The organism is Aeromonas sp. 600276 (genome assembly GCF_049175815.1).
Taxonomy (GTDB): Bacteria; Pseudomonadota; Gammaproteobacteria; order Enterobacterales; family Aeromonadaceae; genus Aeromonas; species Aeromonas dhakensis.
Genome location: NZ_JAAKVU010000006.1, coordinates 211,945 through 228,658, shown reverse-complemented (window position 1 = coordinate 228,658; position 16,714 = coordinate 211,945). Strand labels below are relative to the sequence as shown.

The window sequence follows — 16,714 nt, the reverse complement described above, 5'->3', positions numbered from 1 at the left end:
ACGGATTAAGCAGGTTGAGGGATAGCGCTCATATCTGGTTTTTCTCCCTGAAATACCGGCACGGCTGCCAGAGCGCCCTTGCCAACCCAAGGACATTGCGCCTATAAAGGCCCATTACTCTTGTCTGGATTGCAGCAATGAAGACCCATTCTGATGAACTGACCCTGTTTGTGGCGGTGGTGGAGGCGGGCAGCTTTCGCCAGGCGGCGGAGAACCTCGGCATGGACAATTCGGTGGTGAGCCGCGGCATCAAGCGGCTCGAGGAGAAGCTCGCCACCGTGCTGCTCAATCGCACCACCAGGCGGGTCAGCCTGACCGAGGAGGGGGGCTGGTTCTATCAGCGGGCGGTGAAGATCCTGACCGAGATGAGCGAGGCGGAGGGGCTGCTGCTGATGCGCCGCGAGCAGCCGGAGGGGGTATTGCGGGTCGATGCCGCCACTCCTTTCATCCTGCACCGGCTGGTGCCCATCATCGGCGAGTTTCGCCGCCGTTATCCCGCCATCGAGTTGCAGCTGCACAGCTCCGAGGGCTTTATCAACCTGATGGAGCGGCGGGTGGACATGGCCATTCGCATCGGCGAGCTGACCGACTCCTCCCTGCGGGCATTGCCGCTGGGCCGCTCGCGGCTGCGGCTGCTGGCATCCCCCGACTATTTGCGCGAGCGCGGCACCCCGCGCCAGCCGATGGATCTGCTGAGCGGGCACGAGCTGCTCGGCTTTTTGCACCCCGATCACCTCAACCACTGGCCGCTTCTGAGCCAGGAGCAGGGGGATCGCTTTCCCATTAGCCCGACCCTGCGGGCCAGCAGCGGTGAAACCCTGCGCCAGCTGGCGCTGCGGGGGCAGGGGATCGTCTGTCTGTCGGATTTCATGACCGGGCCGGATCGGACGAGCGGGGCCCTGGTGGAGGTGCTGGCCCGCAGCAACAGCGGCGCCTCGCGCCCCATCAATGCGGTCTTCTACTCCGATGCCCAGCGCGACATCCGGCTGCGGGTCTGGCTCGATTTCCTCAAGGAGCAGCTGGGCAGCCATGCCCTGTGATCCAGCGGTCGGGTGAAGGGGCAGAGGGCTGCACCGGATAAGCAGACGGCCGCCTCAAGGGGCGGCCGTCTGCCTGGGAAGGTGGGGAGGGCTTAGCGGGGCAATCTGCCCCATACCCGGCTGAGCAGGGCGCCACCGATGGCAGGCGGCATGGCCAGCAGCAGCGTCCCATACCAGGGGAGCTCAGCCAGGGTGGCGGCCAGGACAATGCTGGTGAGCACCAGCAACTGGGCAACCATCATCAGCAAGGTGCCTTCACGGGGGGTCAGCGCCGCCTTGTGGGTGACACAGGTTTGGGCGGCGGGGGTGTGAGTGGTGGTCGGCTTCATGGCGATGTCCCTGGGTTGCGTCTGATATGACTCAACGATGACTAGCAATGACCGTTCCAAATATTTTCGTGTTACTTATCAATTGGTTGTGTATGTGCGTGCCATTCCCGTTTCGGGAGTGATGCAAAATTGTTCGCAAAATGAAAACGCCACCCCAGGGTGGCGCCTTGTCTGACCGACGGCGGTTCAACCGATCCGGTATTGGCGGATCTGCTCGTCTATCGCCTTGGCCAGTTCGAACAGCTCGCGACTGGCGGCATTGCTCTCTTCTGCGTGTTCCCGTTGATGCTCGGCCACCATGGCCAGCTCGTCCAGCGCCGCTCTGGCTTGTCCCATCTGCTGATCCTGCGCCTGGGCCAGCGCACTGATCTCGTTTATCTCGAGGGCGGTCTGCTTGATCTGGCGGCTGGCATCCATCAACACCGCCCTGGCCTGATGCATGCGGTCATGGCTCTCTTCACTCAGGGTGCGGGAATCAGCCATGGAGCCGCTGGCCTGGCGAGTGCCCTCCTGCAGACGCAGGATGAGATCCTGCACATCCTTGGTGGCGGTCTGGGTGCGCACCGCCAGCTGGCGCACCTCGTCGGCCACCACGGCAAAGCCGCGCCCCATCTCGCCCGCCCGCGCCGCCTCGATGGCGGCGTTGAGCGCCAGCAGGTTGGTCTGGTTCGAGACGTCACGGATGAGGTTCATGATCTGGGTGATGTTGTTGCTGTCCTTGACCACCTCTTCGAGCAGGGCGGAGGAGCTGCCGATGCTGCTGCGCAGGGTGTCGAGCTGCTGGGCGCTTTGACTGACGTCCCGCTCGATGGCGAGCATGTGATCGGCGATGCGGTGGGTCACCTCGTTGACCCCCTCCGAGCGACCGGCAATCTGCTCGGCATTGTCGCCGATAAGGGCGACCACGCTGCTCAGCTCCTGGATGCTCTGGGCCTGCTGGCAGGCCTCTCCTGCCAGGGCCTGCGCCTGATGCAGGGATTGGGAGGACTGGGCCGAGAGGGCGCTGCCTGACTGCTGGAAGCGGGAGAAACTCTGGTTCAGGCTCTGGATCAAGCGGTTGAAGCTCTGCGCCATCTGGCCCAGCTCCGACTGATCCGAGAAGTCGAGGCGGGTCGCCAGATCCCGATCGGCGGTGATGTGGTGCATGCCGTCGGCGGCCTGGCGAATGGGGCGGCTGATGGAGTGGGCGAGCCAGGCGGAGGCCAGCATGGCGAGCCCGCCGATAGCCAGCGACACCATGATGATAAGCCGGCGGGATTCGCTGCGCCCCTCCTCCAGTTCGGCTGCATTGATCTCGCCTATCAGCAGGCGATTGAGTGCCGGAATGTAGCGCACGGCGATCAGATAGGTCTCTTTTCCAAGCGTGAGGGCCTGGACCGCGACCTGTTCTCTGGCTGCCGGGATCAGCGCCCTGACGGTGTCGAGGAAGGCGCTCTGATGGTGGGCAGCCTCTTTGAGCTCCTGCTCTGGGTGGATCTCGATATGACCCTCCATGTCGGCCAGATAGACCTGCCCGCTCTTGCCTATCCGGTAGCTGCTGATGAGTTTGCGCAGTGCGCTCATGTCGATGGAGGTACCGGCCACCGCCAGAGTCTTGCCCCCTGCCGTGACGGCGGTATTGATATAGAGGGAGGCGCGCTTGTCAAAGTCGGAGATGTCGAGGTTCAGCTCGTAGGGCTTGCCCCGTTTCAGAAAGCCGTAAAACCACTCGTCTTTGGGGTCCGATGCGCTCAGTTTCTTCTGGGCCGTGGTGCCGTTGCTGAAGTTGAGCAGGGTGGCGCTCTGGCGCGGCGCGATAAACACATTGCCCCCGATGCGTTGCTGCAGTGCCAGAAAGTAGCGCTCCATGACCGGCCACTGCTCGGCGGGCATCTCCTGGCTCAGCCAGTCGATGACAAAGCTGTTGCCGGCCAGTGCCTCGGCCTCGGTCAGGTGCTGGGTCAGCTCGGCGGTCAGCTGGTTGGCGATGCGCTCCACGCTGCTTGGCAGCTCATAGCGCTCCACCCGCTGCTGTGCCTGGTCGTGGGAGATCTGCTCCAGGATCAGGGTGATGCAGCTGATGGCAATGATCATCAGGATGGCTACTCCGAGCAGGATCCGGCTGCGGATCCCGAGCCCCGACCAGAGTGATTGCAATCTAACAAGGTGTATCGCCCGCTCCATAACGCTCTCCTGTATTAAATAAGGTCGCATATGCGACCCAAGAGATGATTATAGATAGATAACTCAATTGAGAATGGCTGACATGAAATCGTCATCAAGGCAGGGGCGGCTGGCAGGGGGCCGGCAGGCCATAAAACAAAAGGCCGACATTGCTGTCGGCCCCTTCAGTCTTTATTTCAAGGATATCGGTTGCCCGATCACTCCTCTTCGGCCCAGCGGCGTGAACGCTCGACTGCCTTCTTCCAGCCGTTGTAGCGTTTGGCGCGATCGTCGCGGTCCATCTGCGGGATGAACTCACGGTCCACGCTGAACTTGTCTTCCAGCTCTTCCGAGCTCTTCCAGAAGCCGACGGCCAGACCTGCCAGGAAGGCGGCGCCCATGGCGGTGGTCTCGATACGGGTCGGACGCACTACCGGGGTGTGCATCATGTCGGCCTGGAACTGCATCAGGAAGTCGTTGGCTACCGCGCCACCGTCCACCTTCAGGGCCGCCAGCTTGATGCCGGAGTCCTGCTGCATCGCATCCAGCACATCGCGGCTCTGATAGGCGATGGATTCCAGCGCGGCACGGATGATGTGGTTGCGGTTGGCGCCGCGGGTCAGGCCGACCATGGTGCCGCGAGCATACGGATCCCAGTAGGGGGCGCCCAGGCCGACGAAGGCCGGTACCAGGTAGACGCCGTTGGTGTCGCCCACCTTGGAGGCGAAGTAGTCGGTATCGCGGGCATCGTGAATGATCTTGAGCTCATCACGCAGCCACTGGATGGTGGCGCCGCCCATAAACACCGCACCTTCCAGCGCGTAGTTCACTTCCCCTTTCGGGCCGATGGCGACCGTGGTCAGCAGGCCGTTGCTGGAGCGAACCGGCTCGGTGCCGGTGTTCATCAGCATGAAGCAGCCGGTGCCATAGGTGTTCTTGGCCATCCCTTTCTCGAAGCAGAGCTGGCCGAACAGGGCAGACTGCTGGTCACCGGCGATACCGGCGATGGGGATGCGGGAGCCGCCGCCACGGGTGGTGTAGCCATACACCTCGGAGGAGGGCTTCACTTCCGGCAGCATGGAGGCAGGGATGCCCAGCTCGTCCAGCATGCGCTGATCCCACTTCAGGTCGCGGATGTTGTAGAGCATGGTACGGGAGGCGTTGGTCGGGTCGGTGACGTGCACTTCGCCGTTGGTCATCTTCCACACCAGCCAGGTATCGATGGTGCCGAACAGCAGCTCGCCGTTCATCGCCTTCTCGCGGGCCCCTTCGACGTTGTCGAGGATCCACTTCACCTTGGTGCCGGAGAAGTAGGCGTCCAGCACCAGACCGGTGTTTTCACGCACGTACTCTTCCAGGCCGCGCGCTTTCAGTTCTTCACAGATGGCCGCGGTGCGGCGGCACTGCCAGACGATGGCGTTGTAGATGGGTTTGCCGGTGGCTTTTTCCCATACCACTGTGGTTTCACGCTGGTTGGTGATGCCGATGGCGGCGATCTCTTCGCTGCGCAGGCCAGTCTTGGCCAGCACTTCGGTGAAGACGGAGGACTGGGTCGCCCAGATCTCCATCGGGTCGTGCTCCACCCAGCCCGCTTTTGGGTAGTGCTGGGTGAATTCGCGCTGGGAGGTACCGACTATGTTGGCGTCCTGGTCAAACACGATGGCGCGGGAGGAGGTGGTACCCTGGTCCAGAGCGACGACATATTTCTTTTCAGCAGACATGATGTTCTCCACGTTTTTATTTTCCACGTTTTTACACGTTGGGGAGGGCCGCTCTTAGGCGGCGGCCTCTTCTTTGGCGGTTTGGGCAGCTTGCTCGGTGGCGGCAACACGGTTGCCCGGCACACAGGGAGCCAACACTTTCACATAGAGGGCGGTACCAATCTGGGCGCCGACGATGGGGCCGAGGATGGGAACCCAGAAGTAGGGGTTGTCACGACCACCGGTCAGGGCCACGTCACCCCAGCCGGCCAAGAAGGCGAACAGTTTGGGGCCGAAATCACGAGCCGGGTTCATGGCAAAACCGGTTAACGGGCCAAGGGAGGCGCCGATCACCGCGATCAGGATACCGATCAGCAGGGCGGCGGCGAAGCCTTTGGGGGCGCCGTTGTTGTTGTCACCCAGTGCCATGATACCCAGCATCAGCACGGCGGTGATCACCAGCTCGACGGTGAAGGCCTGCATGTTGGAGAGCAGGGCATTGGGGTAGGTGGAGAAGATGCCGGCGGTGCCGAGGCTCTCGACGCTGCCGCGTACCACGTTGTGGGTCAGTTCCCACTGGCTGAAAAGGTTACCATAGAGGAAGTAGACCAGCGCCGCGAAGCAGAAGGCGCCAGCCATCTGGGCGATGATGTAGGGCACCACCTTGCGCTTGTCGAACCCGCAGAAGGTCATCAGCGCCAGGGTGACCGCAGGGTTGAGGTGGGCACCTGAGATGCCGCCGGTCACATAGATGGCGATGGCGACGCCCAGACCCCAGGTAATGGAGATTTCCCATTGCCCGAAGTTGGCACCGGCCAGCACCAGTGCGGCCACGCAACCGACGCCGAAGAAGATCAGCAGGCCGGTTCCGATAAACTCGGCGATGCACTCGCCAAGCAGGGTATTGGGTCTTTGTATGCTCATACCGTTATTCCTTATATCCACCCAGAGTAGGTTTGATGTTCCGTTTTGTTGTTTTTCATTCCCATTGTTGCGCCCGAAAACGTTTCTTCTTGTTTTTTGAGCTGACGCAAACGTTATGCTCGTTTGCGCTCGTTCTCGGACGAGAGAGAAAATAAACCGAAATCGACCATTCACCACTCCCTCCCCGCAGGAAATGTGGACAAGATCCCACTCATTGCTAAGAAAATGTGACGGAAAGCAAGTTGATACCGTGGTTATACCACTTAGTGGGTAGCTAGAGGCCTTGCTACACAAGGGATTGCGGCTGATGAGTGATTACTCATCTGACACTTTCTTTTGTAATAAAACTGCAATATTTCCGACTACATCACAGATTAAATGTTCACATATGAGCACAATAGGCTCGCTTTCGAATCGGGACTCCTCTGATTGGTCAGCATGGACAGGGCACCCTCAACCGCCCACAACAACAATAAGGAAGCAGAACATGCTTAGTCTCTTCAGGCCTGCACCACACATAGACAGGCTCCCGGCCGACAAGGTCGACCCCTTCTACAAACGCATGCGTTGGCAGGTGTTCTTCGGGATCTTCTTCGGTTATGCCGGTTACTACCTGGTACGGAAAAACTTCAGCTTGGCCATGCCTTATCTCATCGAGCAGGGCTTCTCCCGCGGTGATCTGGGCCTGGCCCTGTCCGGCGTCTCCATCGCCTACGGTCTCTCCAAGTTCCTGATGGGGAACGTGTCGGACCGCTCCAACGCCCGTTACTTCCTCTCCGCCGGTCTGCTGCTGTCGGCCGGTATCATGTTCATGATGGGGACCATGCACTGGGCCACCTCCAGCATCGCCATCATGTTCGTGCTGCTGTTCCTGAACGGTTGGGCACAGGGCATGGGCTGGCCGCCCTGCGGTCGCACCATGGTGCACTGGTGGTCGCAAAAAGAGCGGGGCGAAATCGTCTCGGTCTGGAACGTGGCCCACAACGTGGGTGGCGGCATGATAGGCCCGCTGTTCATTCTGGGGATGGGCTGGTTCAATGACTGGCGCAGTGCCTTCTACGTGCCGGCCGCTGCGGCTGCCGCCATCGCGGTGATCGCCTTCTTCGTGATGCGTGACACCCCGCAATCGGTGGGCCTGCCGCCCATCGAAGAGTTCAAGAACGACTATCCGAAGGATTACAACGAGAGCCACGAGCAGGAGTTTTCCGCCAAGGAAATCTTCATGAAGTACGTGCTGCACAACAAGCTGCTGTGGTACATCGCGATCGCCAACGCCTTCGTCTACCTCATTCGCTACGGTGTGCTGGACTGGGCGCCGACTTACCTGAAAGAGGCCAAGGACTTCAGCGTCGACAAGTCCTCCTGGGCGTACTTCCTCTATGAGTGGGCCGGTATTCCGGGCACCCTGCTGTGCGGCTGGATCTCTGACAAGATGTTCCAGGGCCGCCGCGCCCCGGCCGGTATCCTGTTCATGGTGCTGGTGACCATTTCCGTGCTGGTTTACTGGTTCAACCCGGCCGGCAACCCGACCATCGACATGATGGCTCTGGTCGCCATCGGCTTCCTCATCTACGGTCCCGTCATGCTGATCGGCCTCTATGCCCTGGAGCTGGCGCCGAAGAAGGCGGCCGGTACCGCGGCGGGCTTCACCGGTCTGTTCGGTTACCTGGGTGGCGCGGTTGCGGCCAACGCCATGCTGGGTTACACCGTTGACCACTTCGGCTGGGACGGTGGCTTCATGGTGCTGACTGCCTCCTGCTTGCTCTCCATCGTGCTGCTGGCGATGACCCTCAAGCACGAGAACGAGTCGATTGCCGCCAAGGCTGCTGTTCATAAGGCATAAAACGTGATCCTGCCCTTATCGATTGGAAAAGGGATCAGGTAAACTGCCCAAGGCCCCGCATCTGCCGGGGCCTTTTTTCGTCTCATCATCGGAGTTCAAGCGTGAAGCAAACCCAACGACATCTGGAGATCCTGGACGTCCTGACGCGGCAGGGCTTTGTCTCGACCGAGGATCTGGTGACCCATTTTGACGTCAGCCCCCAGACCATTCGCCGGGATCTCAACGATCTTGCCGAGCAGAACAAGATCCGGCGCCACCATGGCGGGGCCTCCCTGCATTCGAGTACCGTCAACACCGCCTACAGCGCCCGCAAGGTGATGCAGCTCAAGGAGAAAGAGCGCATCGCCCGGGAAGTGGCCGCCAACATCCCCGACGGTTCGTCGCTGTTCATCGACATCGGCACCACCACCGAAGCCATCGCCCGCGCCCTGCTCGATCACCGCGAGTTGCGCGTGGTCACCAACAACCTCAACGTGGCCAGCATCCTCACCGCCAAGGATGACTTCACCGTCATCATCGCCGGCGGCGAAATTCGCAACCGGGACGGCGGCATCGTGGGGGAGGCGACCCGCGACTTCATCGGTCAGTTTCGGATGGACTACGGCGTTATCGGCATCTCTGGCATCGACAGCGACGGCTCACTGCTCGATTTTGACTACCACGAGGTGAAGATCGCCCAGGCCATCATCGCCCACTCCCGCCAGGTTTTCCTGGCCGCCGACCACACCAAGTTCGGCCGCAACGCCATGGTCAACCTCGGCAACCTCAGCCAGATCCACGCCCTGTTCACCGATCAGGAGCCGCCGGAGAAGCTGATGCGGCTGATGTCCCAGCATCAGATCGAGTGTCACATCTGCTGAGTCGCCGTTAATCCGCTCCAGCATCAGGCCGCCATCGGGCGGCCGCTTCGTTTTCAGCCTCCCGCCTTTCTGCTTGCCCTCATTCCACTGCCGATGCCGAGCTGATCACCCCAAAAAGCGCGAACTCGCTCACAGCCTCGCCCCCGTTTTCCCCATGCCCTGCCGCTTTATCACCGACCGGCAGCATTTTTAGCATTGCCAAAACAATCGCGATCACATTTTCTCCATAAAATGTTCGTTTATCATTTTTTCATGCTCTAATATGAGCGAAATCAAACATTGCGACGGTTTCGCAAGATCAAAATAAGAAAGTAGGTGAACATGAGCGAACATTATGATCTGGTCGTCGTCGGCGGCGGCATCAACGGGGTAGGCATTGCGGCTGATGCGGCAGGGCGGGGTTTGAAGGTTGCCCTGTTCGAGGCGCGCGATCTCGCCTCTGCCACCTCTTCCAACTCCAGCAAGCTGATCCACGGCGGTCTGCGCTATCTCGAACACTACGAATTCCGGCTGGTGAAAGAGGCGCTGGCGGAGCGGGAAGTGCTGCTCGGCATGGCCCCTCATATCGCTCGCCCCATGCGTTTTCGGCTGCCCCATCGCCCGCACCTGCGCCCGGCCTGGATGATCCGCGCCGGCCTCTTCCTCTATGACAACCTGGCCAAGCGCGACAAGCTCAAGGGCAGCTGCGGCGTGCGCTTCCTGCCGCAGGATGGCCTCACCGCCGGCATCAGCAAGGGATTCGAATACTCGGACGCCTGGGTCGACGACGCCCGGCTGGTGGTGCTCAACGCCATGATGGCGCGCGACAAGGGGGCCGACGTGCAGACCCGCACCCGCTGCGTCAAGGCGGTGCGCGGCTCCAAACACTGGACCCTGACTCTGGAGCGGGAAGGGGGCGAGCAGTTCAACGTCACCTGCCGCGGCCTGGTCAATGCGGCCGGCCCCTGGGTCAAGACCTTCTATGACGAGAGCCTGCACGAGAAATCCCCGCGCGGCATTCGCCTCATCAAGGGCAGCCACATGATAGTGCCGCGCATCCATGAGCGCGAAGAGGCCTACATCCTGCAAAACGAGGACAACCGCATCGTCTTCGTCATCCCTTATCAGCAGGACTACTCGCTGATTGGCACCACTGACGTGGAGCACAAGGGCAGCCCGCGCGAGGTCAAGATCAGCGACGCCGAGATCAACTACCTGTGCAAGGTGGTCAACGCCCACTTCACCCGCCAGATCGCCCCCAAAGACGTGATCTGGACCTACGCCGGGGTGCGCCCCCTGTGCGACGACGAGTCCGACTCGCCGCAGGCGGTGACCCGCGACTACACGCTGGAGCTCAGTGGCGAATCCGATGGCGCGCCGCTGTTGTCGGTGTTCGGCGGCAAGCTCACCACCTACCGCAAGCTAGCTCAGGCTGCCTGCAACAAGCTCAAGCCCTGGTTCAGCCAGATGGGGGATGACTGGACCGCCAGCAGCCGCTTGCCCGGAGGCGAGTTCGACTGCTCGGTGCGCGAACTGGCGCGCGCCTTTGCGTTGGAGTTCGACTGGCTCGATGATCGCAGCGCCCTGCGCATTGCCGAGGCCTATGGTGCCCATGCCCGCCTCTGGCTCAAGGAGCCCCGTGGTCAGCACTTTGGTGCCGGTCTGTACGAAGCCGAGGTGCGCTACCTTATCGAGCGGGAATGGGCCTGCACCCTGGAAGACATCCTGTGGCGCCGCAGCAAGCTGGGGCTGCGCCTCTCCGACGCCGAGCAGCAGCAACTGGCTGCCTGGCTGAGCGAACACCACCACGCCCTGCCAAAAGCGAGCTGACCCCCTGCGGGCGGCCTCGGCCGCCCGCCGTAAAACTGCAATAAACCTCTGTTATAACAATAACCTACATCCCATAAACAATAACAAAGAGCACCGCGCATGAAAAAACATACTCGCTCCCTGATTGCCCTTGGTCTGGGGGCTGCCCTGGCATTGCCCGCACTGGCCGCCGATGAAGGCAAAATCGTGATCGCCCACCGGGGCGCCTCCGGCTACCTGCCCGAGCACACCCTGGAGTCCAAGGCATTGGCCTATGGCATGGGGGCCGATTACCTGGAGCAGGATCTGGTGATGACCAAGGATGACCAGCTGGTGGTGATGCACGATCACTTCCTCGATGGCATCACGGACGTGGCCGAGCGCTTCCCCGGCCGGGCCCGCCCGGATGGTCGCTACTATGTGGTGGATTTCACCCTGGACGAGGTGCGCTCCCTGCGCATGACCGAGCCGTTCCAGCTGGTGGACGGCAAGCAGGTGCCCGTCTATCCGGCCCGCTTCCCGCTGTGGAAGTCGAGCTTCAAGATCCACACCTTCCAGGAAGAGATCGAGATGATCCAGGGGCTCAACAAGAGCACCGGCAAGAACATCGGCATCTACCCGGAGATCAAGGCCCCCTGGCTGTTCCGCCACGAAGGCAAGGACATCTCCAAGGCGGTGCTCAAGGTGCTGAAGGAGTACGGCTACACCAGCAAGAACGACAGGGTCTATCTGCAGTGTTTCGATACCAACGAGCTCAAGCGCATCAACAGCGAGCTGATGCCCGCCATGGGGATGGACTTGAAGCTGGTGCAGCTGATGGCCGAGACCGACTGGAACGAGACCATGGTCTACGACGCCAAGGGCAAGGCGACCCCCTACAACTATGACTGGATGTTCAAGCCGGGCGCCATGAAGGAGATCGCCGCTTACGCCGAAGGGATCGGCCCCTGGAAGCCGATGATAGTGCCGGAGCCGGGTACCCTGGGCAAGCCGACCTTCACCGGCATGGTGAAAGAGGCCCATGCGGCCGGCCTCAAGGTGCATCCCTATACTTTCCGTCAGGATGAGGGCCAGATCCCGGCCTACGCGAAAGACTTCACCGATCTGCTGAATATCTTCCTCTATCAGGCCGATGTGGATGGCGTGTTCAGCGACTTCCCCGACAAGGCGGTCGAGGTGATCAAGACTCACGGCAAATAATAAAAGAAGAGCAACACGGGAATGCAAGCGGGGCCAGGTGCCCCGCTTTTTTATGTCTGCTGGCAAGGGAAACCAGTAAGGGTGTAATTATATGTTTACGATTTTGGTGTTTTGAGCATATGGCGAGCACTACTTTCTGGTCGAAAGGGTCTCTTTTGTGGTCATTTATCCATCTGTCAGCGAATAAGCCCGCTAGTTTCACTTGATTGTTTGTTTTTAATTGGTAAGGTGGGGGCGGTTGCGTAACAAAGTGCTGACTTGTGTAAATAAAAGTGAACGGTCGGCGCAGTTGGCTTGAAACAGTAGAGAGAATGAGAAAATGCAAAGAGACCCCCTCAACAACATCCATATCCAGTCCGAACAAGTGATGATCACGCCTGCCCAGCTCAAGGAGAAACTGCCCATCTCCGATCGCGCGCTGGCATTCGTGCAAGGGGCCCGCAATACCATCGCCGACATCATCCACCGTCGTGATCACCGTCTGCTGGTGATCTGTGGTCCCTGCTCCATCCACGACATGGACGCCGCCAAAGAGTACGCAACCAGACTCAAAGCGCTGCATGACGCCTATCAGGACACTCTCTACATTGTCATGCGGGTCTACTTTGAGAAGCCACGCACCACGGTCGGCTGGAAGGGCTTCATCAACGACCCGAACCTGGATGGCACCTTCGACGTGGAGCTGGGGCTGCACCGGGCCCGCGAGCTGCTCTGCTGGCTGGCCGAGCTGGAGCTGCCGCTGGCCACCGAGGCGCTCGACCCCATCAGCCCGCAATACCTGGCGGAGCTCTTCTCCTGGTCGGCTATCGGTGCCCGCACGACGGAATCCCAGACCCACAGGGAGATGGCGTCCGGTCTCTCCATGCCGGTTGGCTTCAAGAACGGCACCGACGGCAACCTGGGCACCGCCATCAATGCGCTGCAGGCCGCCTCCAGTCCCCACGCCTTCATGGGGATCAACCAGCAGGGCCAGGTCGCGCTGCTGCAGACCCAGGGCAACCCGGATGGTCACGTGATCCTGCGCGGCGGCAAGCACCCGAACTACGATTCGGTCAATGTGTCGCTGGCGGAAGAGGCGCTGGAAAAGGCGGGCCTGCTGCCTGGCCTGGTGGTGGATTGCAGCCACGGCAACTCCAGCAAGGATCACCGCCTGCAGCCCAAGGTGGCCGACAACGTGATCCACCAGATCGAGGAGGGCAACCGCTCCATCATAGGGGTGATGCTCGAATCCAACCTGTTCGAGGGCAACCAGTCCAGCGAGCAGCCCAAGTGCGAGATGCGCTACGGCGTCTCCATCACCGATGCCTGCATCGACTGGGAGACCACGGACGCGCTGCTGGCCCGTTGCCACAGCCAGCTGGCGGCACCACTTTTGGCCAGAACCAAGGCATAAGCCGTGGTATCTTGTCAGCACTGACTGAACAATCGAGGTGTCACCGGCCGAGGCGGTGACACCTCGTTGCCTCTTGAATCACAGGGCGTCGCTGCGGGCGGCGCCGCAGGGACCGGATATGGCTGAAGAGTTGAATGCCCTCAGGGACAAGATAGACGCGGTGGACAAGCAGCTGATTGATCTGCTGGCCGCCCGTCTCGCCCTGGTGGGGGAAGTGGGGGAAGTGAAGAGCCGGCACGGCCTGCCCATCTATGCACCGGATCGGGAGGCGAGCATGCTGGCCCGCCGCCGCGCCGAGGCCGAGGCTCTGGGAGTGCCGGGTGATCTCATCGAGGACGTGCTGCGTCGGGTGATGCGCGAGTCCTATATCCTGGAGTCCGCCAGCGACAAGGAGCACCACTTCAAGTGCATGAAGCCTGACCTTGGCAAGGTGGTCATCATCGGTGGTCAGGGGCAGCTCGGCCGCCTGTTCGGCAACCTGTTCAGCCTCTCGGGCTACCGGGTCGAGACCCTGGGTCAGGCCGACTGGCCGCGCGCCGACGAGATCCTGCAGGGCGCCGGACTGGTGATGGTGGCGGTGCCCATCGACGTCACCTGCCAGGTGATCGACCGGCTCGGCAACCTGCCCGAGAACTGCCTGCTGGTGGACGTGACCAGCGTCAAGGGTGAACCGCTCGAGCATATGCTGGCGGTGCACAAGGGGCCGGTGCTGGGGCTGCACCCCATGTTCGGGCCGGACGTGGCGAGCCTCGCCAAGCAGGTGATCGTCTGCTGCCAGGGGCGTGAGCCCGCAGCCAGCCAGTGGCTGCTGGAGCAGATGACCATCTGGGGCGCCCGTTTGCAGCAGGTGGAGGCCAGGGCCCACGACGAGGCGATGACCTTTATCCAGGCGCTGCGCCACTTTGCCACTTTCGCCTATGGCTGGCACCTCTCCCGCGAGCAGGCCAACCTCGACCGGTTGCTGGCGTTGAGCTCCCCCATCTACCGGCTGGAGCTGGCCATGGTGGGACGGCTGTTCGCCCAGGATCCGCACCTCTATGCCGACATCATACTGTCGTCACCGCAGAATCTGGCGATGATCCGCCGCTACTACCAGAACTTCGGCGAGGCGCTGGGGCTGCTGGAGCGGGGGGACAGGGAGGGCTTCATCGAGGCCTTCAGCCAGGTTTCGGGCTTCTTTGGCGAGCGGGCGGACGAGTTCCTGCGCGAGAGCCGCACCCTGCTGGCCCAGGCCAATGATCGTCGCCACCACGGCTGACGATGACCAAAAGCAAAAGGGGCCTGTCGGCCCCTTTTGCATTCTAGCGCGCCGCGCCGCCTCTATTCCGGCTGCGGCAAGCGCAGATCGGCGCCATCCCAGCCCAGCGGCAGGGTCAGCAGCTGATCGATCAGCTCCCGCCGATCGGACTTTTCCAGATAGGCAAGGTAGAGCGGGCGGCTCAGGGCCTGGGCGCCTTCCACCAGGTGCAGGCGCCCCTGCTCCAGGAAGGGGCTTACCATGCGCCTTGGCAGGTAAGCCGCGCCGCCGTTGGCCAGCACGAACTGCAGCGCCATATTGGCGGAGCTCGAGTGCAGCACCGGGGTCTTTTGCAGGCTCTGCAGCCGGCTGGGCTGGGGCTCAAAGCTGGTGCCCCAATCCAGATGAATGTGCGGCATCTGCATCAGGCTGTCGGCGTTGGCCGCGCCATCCCGGCTCACCAGCTCGAACACCAGCTCGCCGATGGGGTGCAGGGCTATCTCGTCGATCTTGGTCGGCTCGGAGAGCAGGGCGAGATCGAGGGAGCGCTCCAGCAGCTGGCGGCACAGGTGCTCGCGGGAGGCGGTCTCGAGCCGCACCGCAAGACCGGGGGCCAGGGCATAGACATGGTTGAGCCAGTCATTGAAGTCGAGCTCCCAGAACACGGCGGGGGCGCCGATGGCGAGCTGCTGGCTGAAACCGGGGGAGAGGGCCACATCCTGCTTGGCGCGGCCCAGGGTATGCAAGATGGCGTCTGCGTAGGGCAGCAGACGCTCACCGGAGGCGGTCAGGCGGATGTTGTTGCGATGGCGGGCAAACAGACTGACCCCGAGTTGCTGTTCGAGCTGGCGGATCCGAAAGCTCACCGCCGACTGGGTCAGGTAGAGATTTTCAGCAGCCCGGCCGAAGTGCCGGGTCTTGCTGACCTCGATAAAGGTCCGAAGCAGTTCGGTATCCATTAATCGATGGACTCGTCGCTACCGCTGCCACCTTCAAAACCGCCGCCACTCGCTTCCTCGTTGGCACCGCCGGCGACGGTGCACAGACGGTGCACGCGCTTGGGACCTATCACCTTCAGATACTTGAACCACACCTTGGCGTGGGGGTTGTTGCCGGCGGCGCCGGACTTGACCTGCTCGATGAAGGCGCTTTCCACGTCATCGCGCGCGGCCAGGTTGCCCTGATAGAGCGCGAGCATGGCGGTACCGTATTTTTCCAGACTGTCCGCTTCGGCCACAGTGAATTCGCCACTGCGACGCAGGCCACGGGGAAAATGTTTGAAGTCGTTGAAACGCTTGTCTGATTCGAAGCTCATAGTGCTCTTTTTCTGGTTAGTTTGACCTTTGCGGGCAAGTATCATCAGGCCGTCGCAGAGTGCAAAATCAATTTTTTCACTATATTGATAAATCTCTTTCATCGAAAGTGATTTGCGGCGGATCCATGGGCCCGGGTCGGCTGAAAAGGGCAAAAAAGTGAGAAAAAAAGCGGAGTTATGTCAGGTTCTGTAAAGGTTGGCGGGGTGGGAAACAGCACAATCTGTTACAAATAAAGCGCCATTCGGCGCTCTATTTGATGTCATTTATGAACCAAAGCGGGAGGTTTGGTCTCGGTAGAGACTCACTCGATCATGGCTGGCTGAGCCAGGGTATCGGCACGCCACAGACGGTAGCGCACTTCATACTCCTGCGGTACGTAGAGCACGAACGGCAGCTTGGAGTTGTAGTTCACAAAGAAGCCCTGACCGTAGATCTGGACGAAGGTCTCTTTCTTCTGGCCATCCGGGCAGGCCATCAGGGTGCTGATGGGATCGGACACCTTGCCGAGCATCAGGTAGTTGTAGCCCCAGCCTTTGACGCTGTGCTGTTCCAGGTTGCCGGCAAAGCGCGGCACATTGCAATCGACCATCATTTTCTTGCCGACCTGCAGCTCGACCATCATGTCGGCTTCGTTCTCGACTTCCGGCAGGCGGATCACCACACGTTCCTGGTTCACTTCGGCAGCCGGGAACATGCTGATATCAAATTTTTTCGGTTCGGCGGCGAAGGCATGGCCGCCCAGCAACAAGGCGCCCAGCAGGCTAAAACGCAATACGGTTTTCATCTGTACCTCATGGGGTTGGTTCAACGCCGCTAGACTAACCGCTCTGCCCGTTTCATGCCAGCGATCTGCTACGTAAAAACTGCGTAAAATGATGCAGATCCGGCACACAATGACGTGTTCTGGCTATTTTCTGACAGGGTGCAGATCCGCCAAACGAC

15 protein-coding genes are annotated in these 16,714 nt (G+C 61.1%); 7 read left to right on the top strand and 8 right to left on the bottom strand.

Annotated features, from left to right (window positions below; all coding sequences use genetic code 11):
* The first annotated feature begins 137 nt into the window (after positions 1–137).
* Complete coding sequence (locus G5134_RS08485; protein ID WP_065018618.1) at positions 138–1,040, top strand: LysR substrate-binding domain-containing protein; 903 nt, start codon at positions 138–140, stop codon at positions 1,038–1,040.
* A gap of 92 nt (positions 1,041–1,132) precedes the next feature.
* Here the strand turns inward: G5134_RS08485 and G5134_RS08480 are convergent, their stop codons facing one another.
* The 4 genes from G5134_RS08480 to G5134_RS08465 all read right to left on the bottom strand — a co-directional run bounded on the left by G5134_RS08480 (position 1,133) and on the right by G5134_RS08465 (position 6,135).
* Positions 1,133–1,369, bottom strand: a complete 237-nt coding sequence (locus G5134_RS08480) for a hypothetical protein (RefSeq protein ID WP_017765989.1) — start codon at positions 1,367–1,369, stop codon at positions 1,133–1,135.
* Positions 1,370–1,555: 186 nt separating this feature from the next.
* Positions 1,556–3,532: a methyl-accepting chemotaxis protein gene (locus G5134_RS08475; RefSeq protein ID WP_065018617.1), complete on the bottom strand. Its 1,977-nt coding sequence runs from the start codon at positions 3,530–3,532 to the stop codon at positions 1,556–1,558.
* A gap of 197 nt (positions 3,533–3,729) precedes the next feature.
* Positions 3,730–5,232: a glycerol kinase GlpK gene (gene glpK, locus G5134_RS08470; protein WP_005299552.1), complete on the bottom strand. Its 1,503-nt coding sequence runs from the start codon at positions 5,230–5,232 to the stop codon at positions 3,730–3,732.
* 54 nt (positions 5,233–5,286) lie between these two features.
* Positions 5,287–6,135 carry an MIP/aquaporin family protein gene (locus G5134_RS08465; RefSeq protein WP_065018616.1) on the bottom strand — a complete coding sequence of 283 codons (849 nt, stop codon included), beginning with the start codon at positions 6,133–6,135 and terminating at the stop codon, positions 5,287–5,289.
* 487 nt (positions 6,136–6,622) lie between these two features.
* Between G5134_RS08465 and glpT the strand changes: the two genes are divergently transcribed.
* Positions 6,623–7,978 (top strand): glycerol-3-phosphate transporter, encoded by a 1,356-nt coding sequence (gene glpT, locus G5134_RS08460; RefSeq protein ID WP_005299556.1) that lies wholly within the window; start codon positions 6,623–6,625, stop codon positions 7,976–7,978.
* Between the two features lie 101 nt (positions 7,979–8,079).
* Positions 8,080–8,838, top strand: coding sequence for a DeoR/GlpR family transcriptional regulator (locus G5134_RS08455; protein WP_005299558.1), 759 nt, complete (start codon positions 8,080–8,082; stop codon positions 8,836–8,838).
* Positions 8,839–8,917: 79 nt separating this feature from the next.
* Here G5134_RS08455 and G5134_RS08450 read toward each other — a convergent pair whose 3' ends face one another.
* Complete coding sequence (locus G5134_RS08450) at positions 8,918–9,055, bottom strand: hypothetical protein (protein WP_197495635.1); 138 nt, start codon at positions 9,053–9,055, stop codon at positions 8,918–8,920.
* Between the two features lie 104 nt (positions 9,056–9,159).
* Between G5134_RS08450 and glpD the strand changes: the two genes are divergently transcribed.
* From glpD to tyrA, 4 genes are all read left to right on the top strand, one after another.
* Complete coding sequence (gene glpD / locus G5134_RS08445; RefSeq protein ID WP_421231965.1) at positions 9,160–10,647, top strand: glycerol-3-phosphate dehydrogenase; 1,488 nt, start codon at positions 9,160–9,162, stop codon at positions 10,645–10,647.
* A gap of 99 nt (positions 10,648–10,746) precedes the next feature.
* A complete protein-coding gene (gene glpQ, locus G5134_RS08440; RefSeq protein WP_214453951.1) occupies positions 10,747–11,826 on the top strand; it encodes a glycerophosphodiester phosphodiesterase in 1,080 nt (359 codons plus the stop codon).
* A 319-nt stretch (positions 11,827–12,145) separates the two neighbouring features.
* Positions 12,146–13,219 carry a 3-deoxy-7-phosphoheptulonate synthase gene (locus tag G5134_RS08435; protein WP_017779394.1) on the top strand — a complete coding sequence of 358 codons (1,074 nt, stop codon included), beginning with the start codon at positions 12,146–12,148 and terminating at the stop codon, positions 13,217–13,219.
* A gap of 118 nt (positions 13,220–13,337) precedes the next feature.
* Positions 13,338–14,477: a bifunctional chorismate mutase/prephenate dehydrogenase gene (tyrA, locus tag G5134_RS08430; protein WP_065018613.1), complete on the top strand. Its 1,140-nt coding sequence runs from the start codon at positions 13,338–13,340 to the stop codon at positions 14,475–14,477.
* A gap of 62 nt (positions 14,478–14,539) precedes the next feature.
* Here tyrA and hdfR read toward each other — a convergent pair whose 3' ends face one another.
* From hdfR to eco, 3 genes are all read right to left on the bottom strand, one after another.
* Entirely contained in the window at positions 14,540–15,415 is an 876-nt protein-coding gene (gene hdfR, locus G5134_RS08425) for an HTH-type transcriptional regulator HdfR (RefSeq protein WP_005299567.1), read from the bottom strand.
* Entirely contained in the window at positions 15,415–15,771 is a 357-nt protein-coding gene (locus G5134_RS08420; RefSeq protein ID WP_010634377.1) for a DUF413 domain-containing protein, read from the bottom strand. The genes hdfR and G5134_RS08420 overlap by 1 nt, the downstream gene beginning before the upstream one ends.
* A 302-nt stretch (positions 15,772–16,073) precedes the next feature.
* Positions 16,074–16,556, bottom strand: a complete 483-nt coding sequence (gene eco, locus G5134_RS08415; protein WP_005299572.1) for a serine protease inhibitor ecotin — start codon at positions 16,554–16,556, stop codon at positions 16,074–16,076.
* Positions 16,557–16,714 lie beyond the last annotated feature (158 nt).

What these genes read in the sequence shown, in the direction of transcription:
- G5134_RS08485 (WP_065018618.1), top strand. Translation starts at nt 138, where the DNA reads ATGAAGACCCATTCTGATGAACTGACCCTGTTTGTGGCGGTGGTGGAG.
- G5134_RS08480 (WP_017765989.1), bottom strand. Translation starts at nt 1,369, where the DNA reads ATGAAGCCGACCACCACTCACACCCCCGCCGCCCAAACCTGTGTCACC.
- G5134_RS08475 (WP_065018617.1), bottom strand. Translation starts at nt 3,532, where the DNA reads ATGGAGCGGGCGATACACCTTGTTAGATTGCAATCACTCTGGTCGGGG.
- glpK (WP_005299552.1), bottom strand. Translation starts at nt 5,232, where the DNA reads ATGTCTGCTGAAAAGAAATATGTCGTCGCTCTGGACCAGGGTACCACC.
- G5134_RS08465 (WP_065018616.1), bottom strand. Translation starts at nt 6,135, where the DNA reads ATGAGCATACAAAGACCCAATACCCTGCTTGGCGAGTGCATCGCCGAG.
- glpT (WP_005299556.1), top strand. Translation starts at nt 6,623, where the DNA reads ATGCTTAGTCTCTTCAGGCCTGCACCACACATAGACAGGCTCCCGGCC.
- glpD (WP_421231965.1), top strand. Translation starts at nt 9,160, where the DNA reads ATGAGCGAACATTATGATCTGGTCGTCGTCGGCGGCGGCATCAACGGG.
- glpQ (WP_214453951.1), top strand. Translation starts at nt 10,747, where the DNA reads ATGAAAAAACATACTCGCTCCCTGATTGCCCTTGGTCTGGGGGCTGCC.
- G5134_RS08435 (WP_017779394.1), top strand. Translation starts at nt 12,146, where the DNA reads ATGCAAAGAGACCCCCTCAACAACATCCATATCCAGTCCGAACAAGTG.
- tyrA (WP_065018613.1), top strand. Translation starts at nt 13,338, where the DNA reads ATGGCTGAAGAGTTGAATGCCCTCAGGGACAAGATAGACGCGGTGGAC.
- hdfR (WP_005299567.1), bottom strand. Translation starts at nt 15,415, where the DNA reads ATGGATACCGAACTGCTTCGGACCTTTATCGAGGTCAGCAAGACCCGG.
- G5134_RS08420 (WP_010634377.1), bottom strand. Translation starts at nt 15,771, where the DNA reads ATGAGCTTCGAATCAGACAAGCGTTTCAACGACTTCAAACATTTTCCC.
- eco (WP_005299572.1), bottom strand. Translation starts at nt 16,556, where the DNA reads ATGAAAACCGTATTGCGTTTTAGCCTGCTGGGCGCCTTGTTGCTGGGC.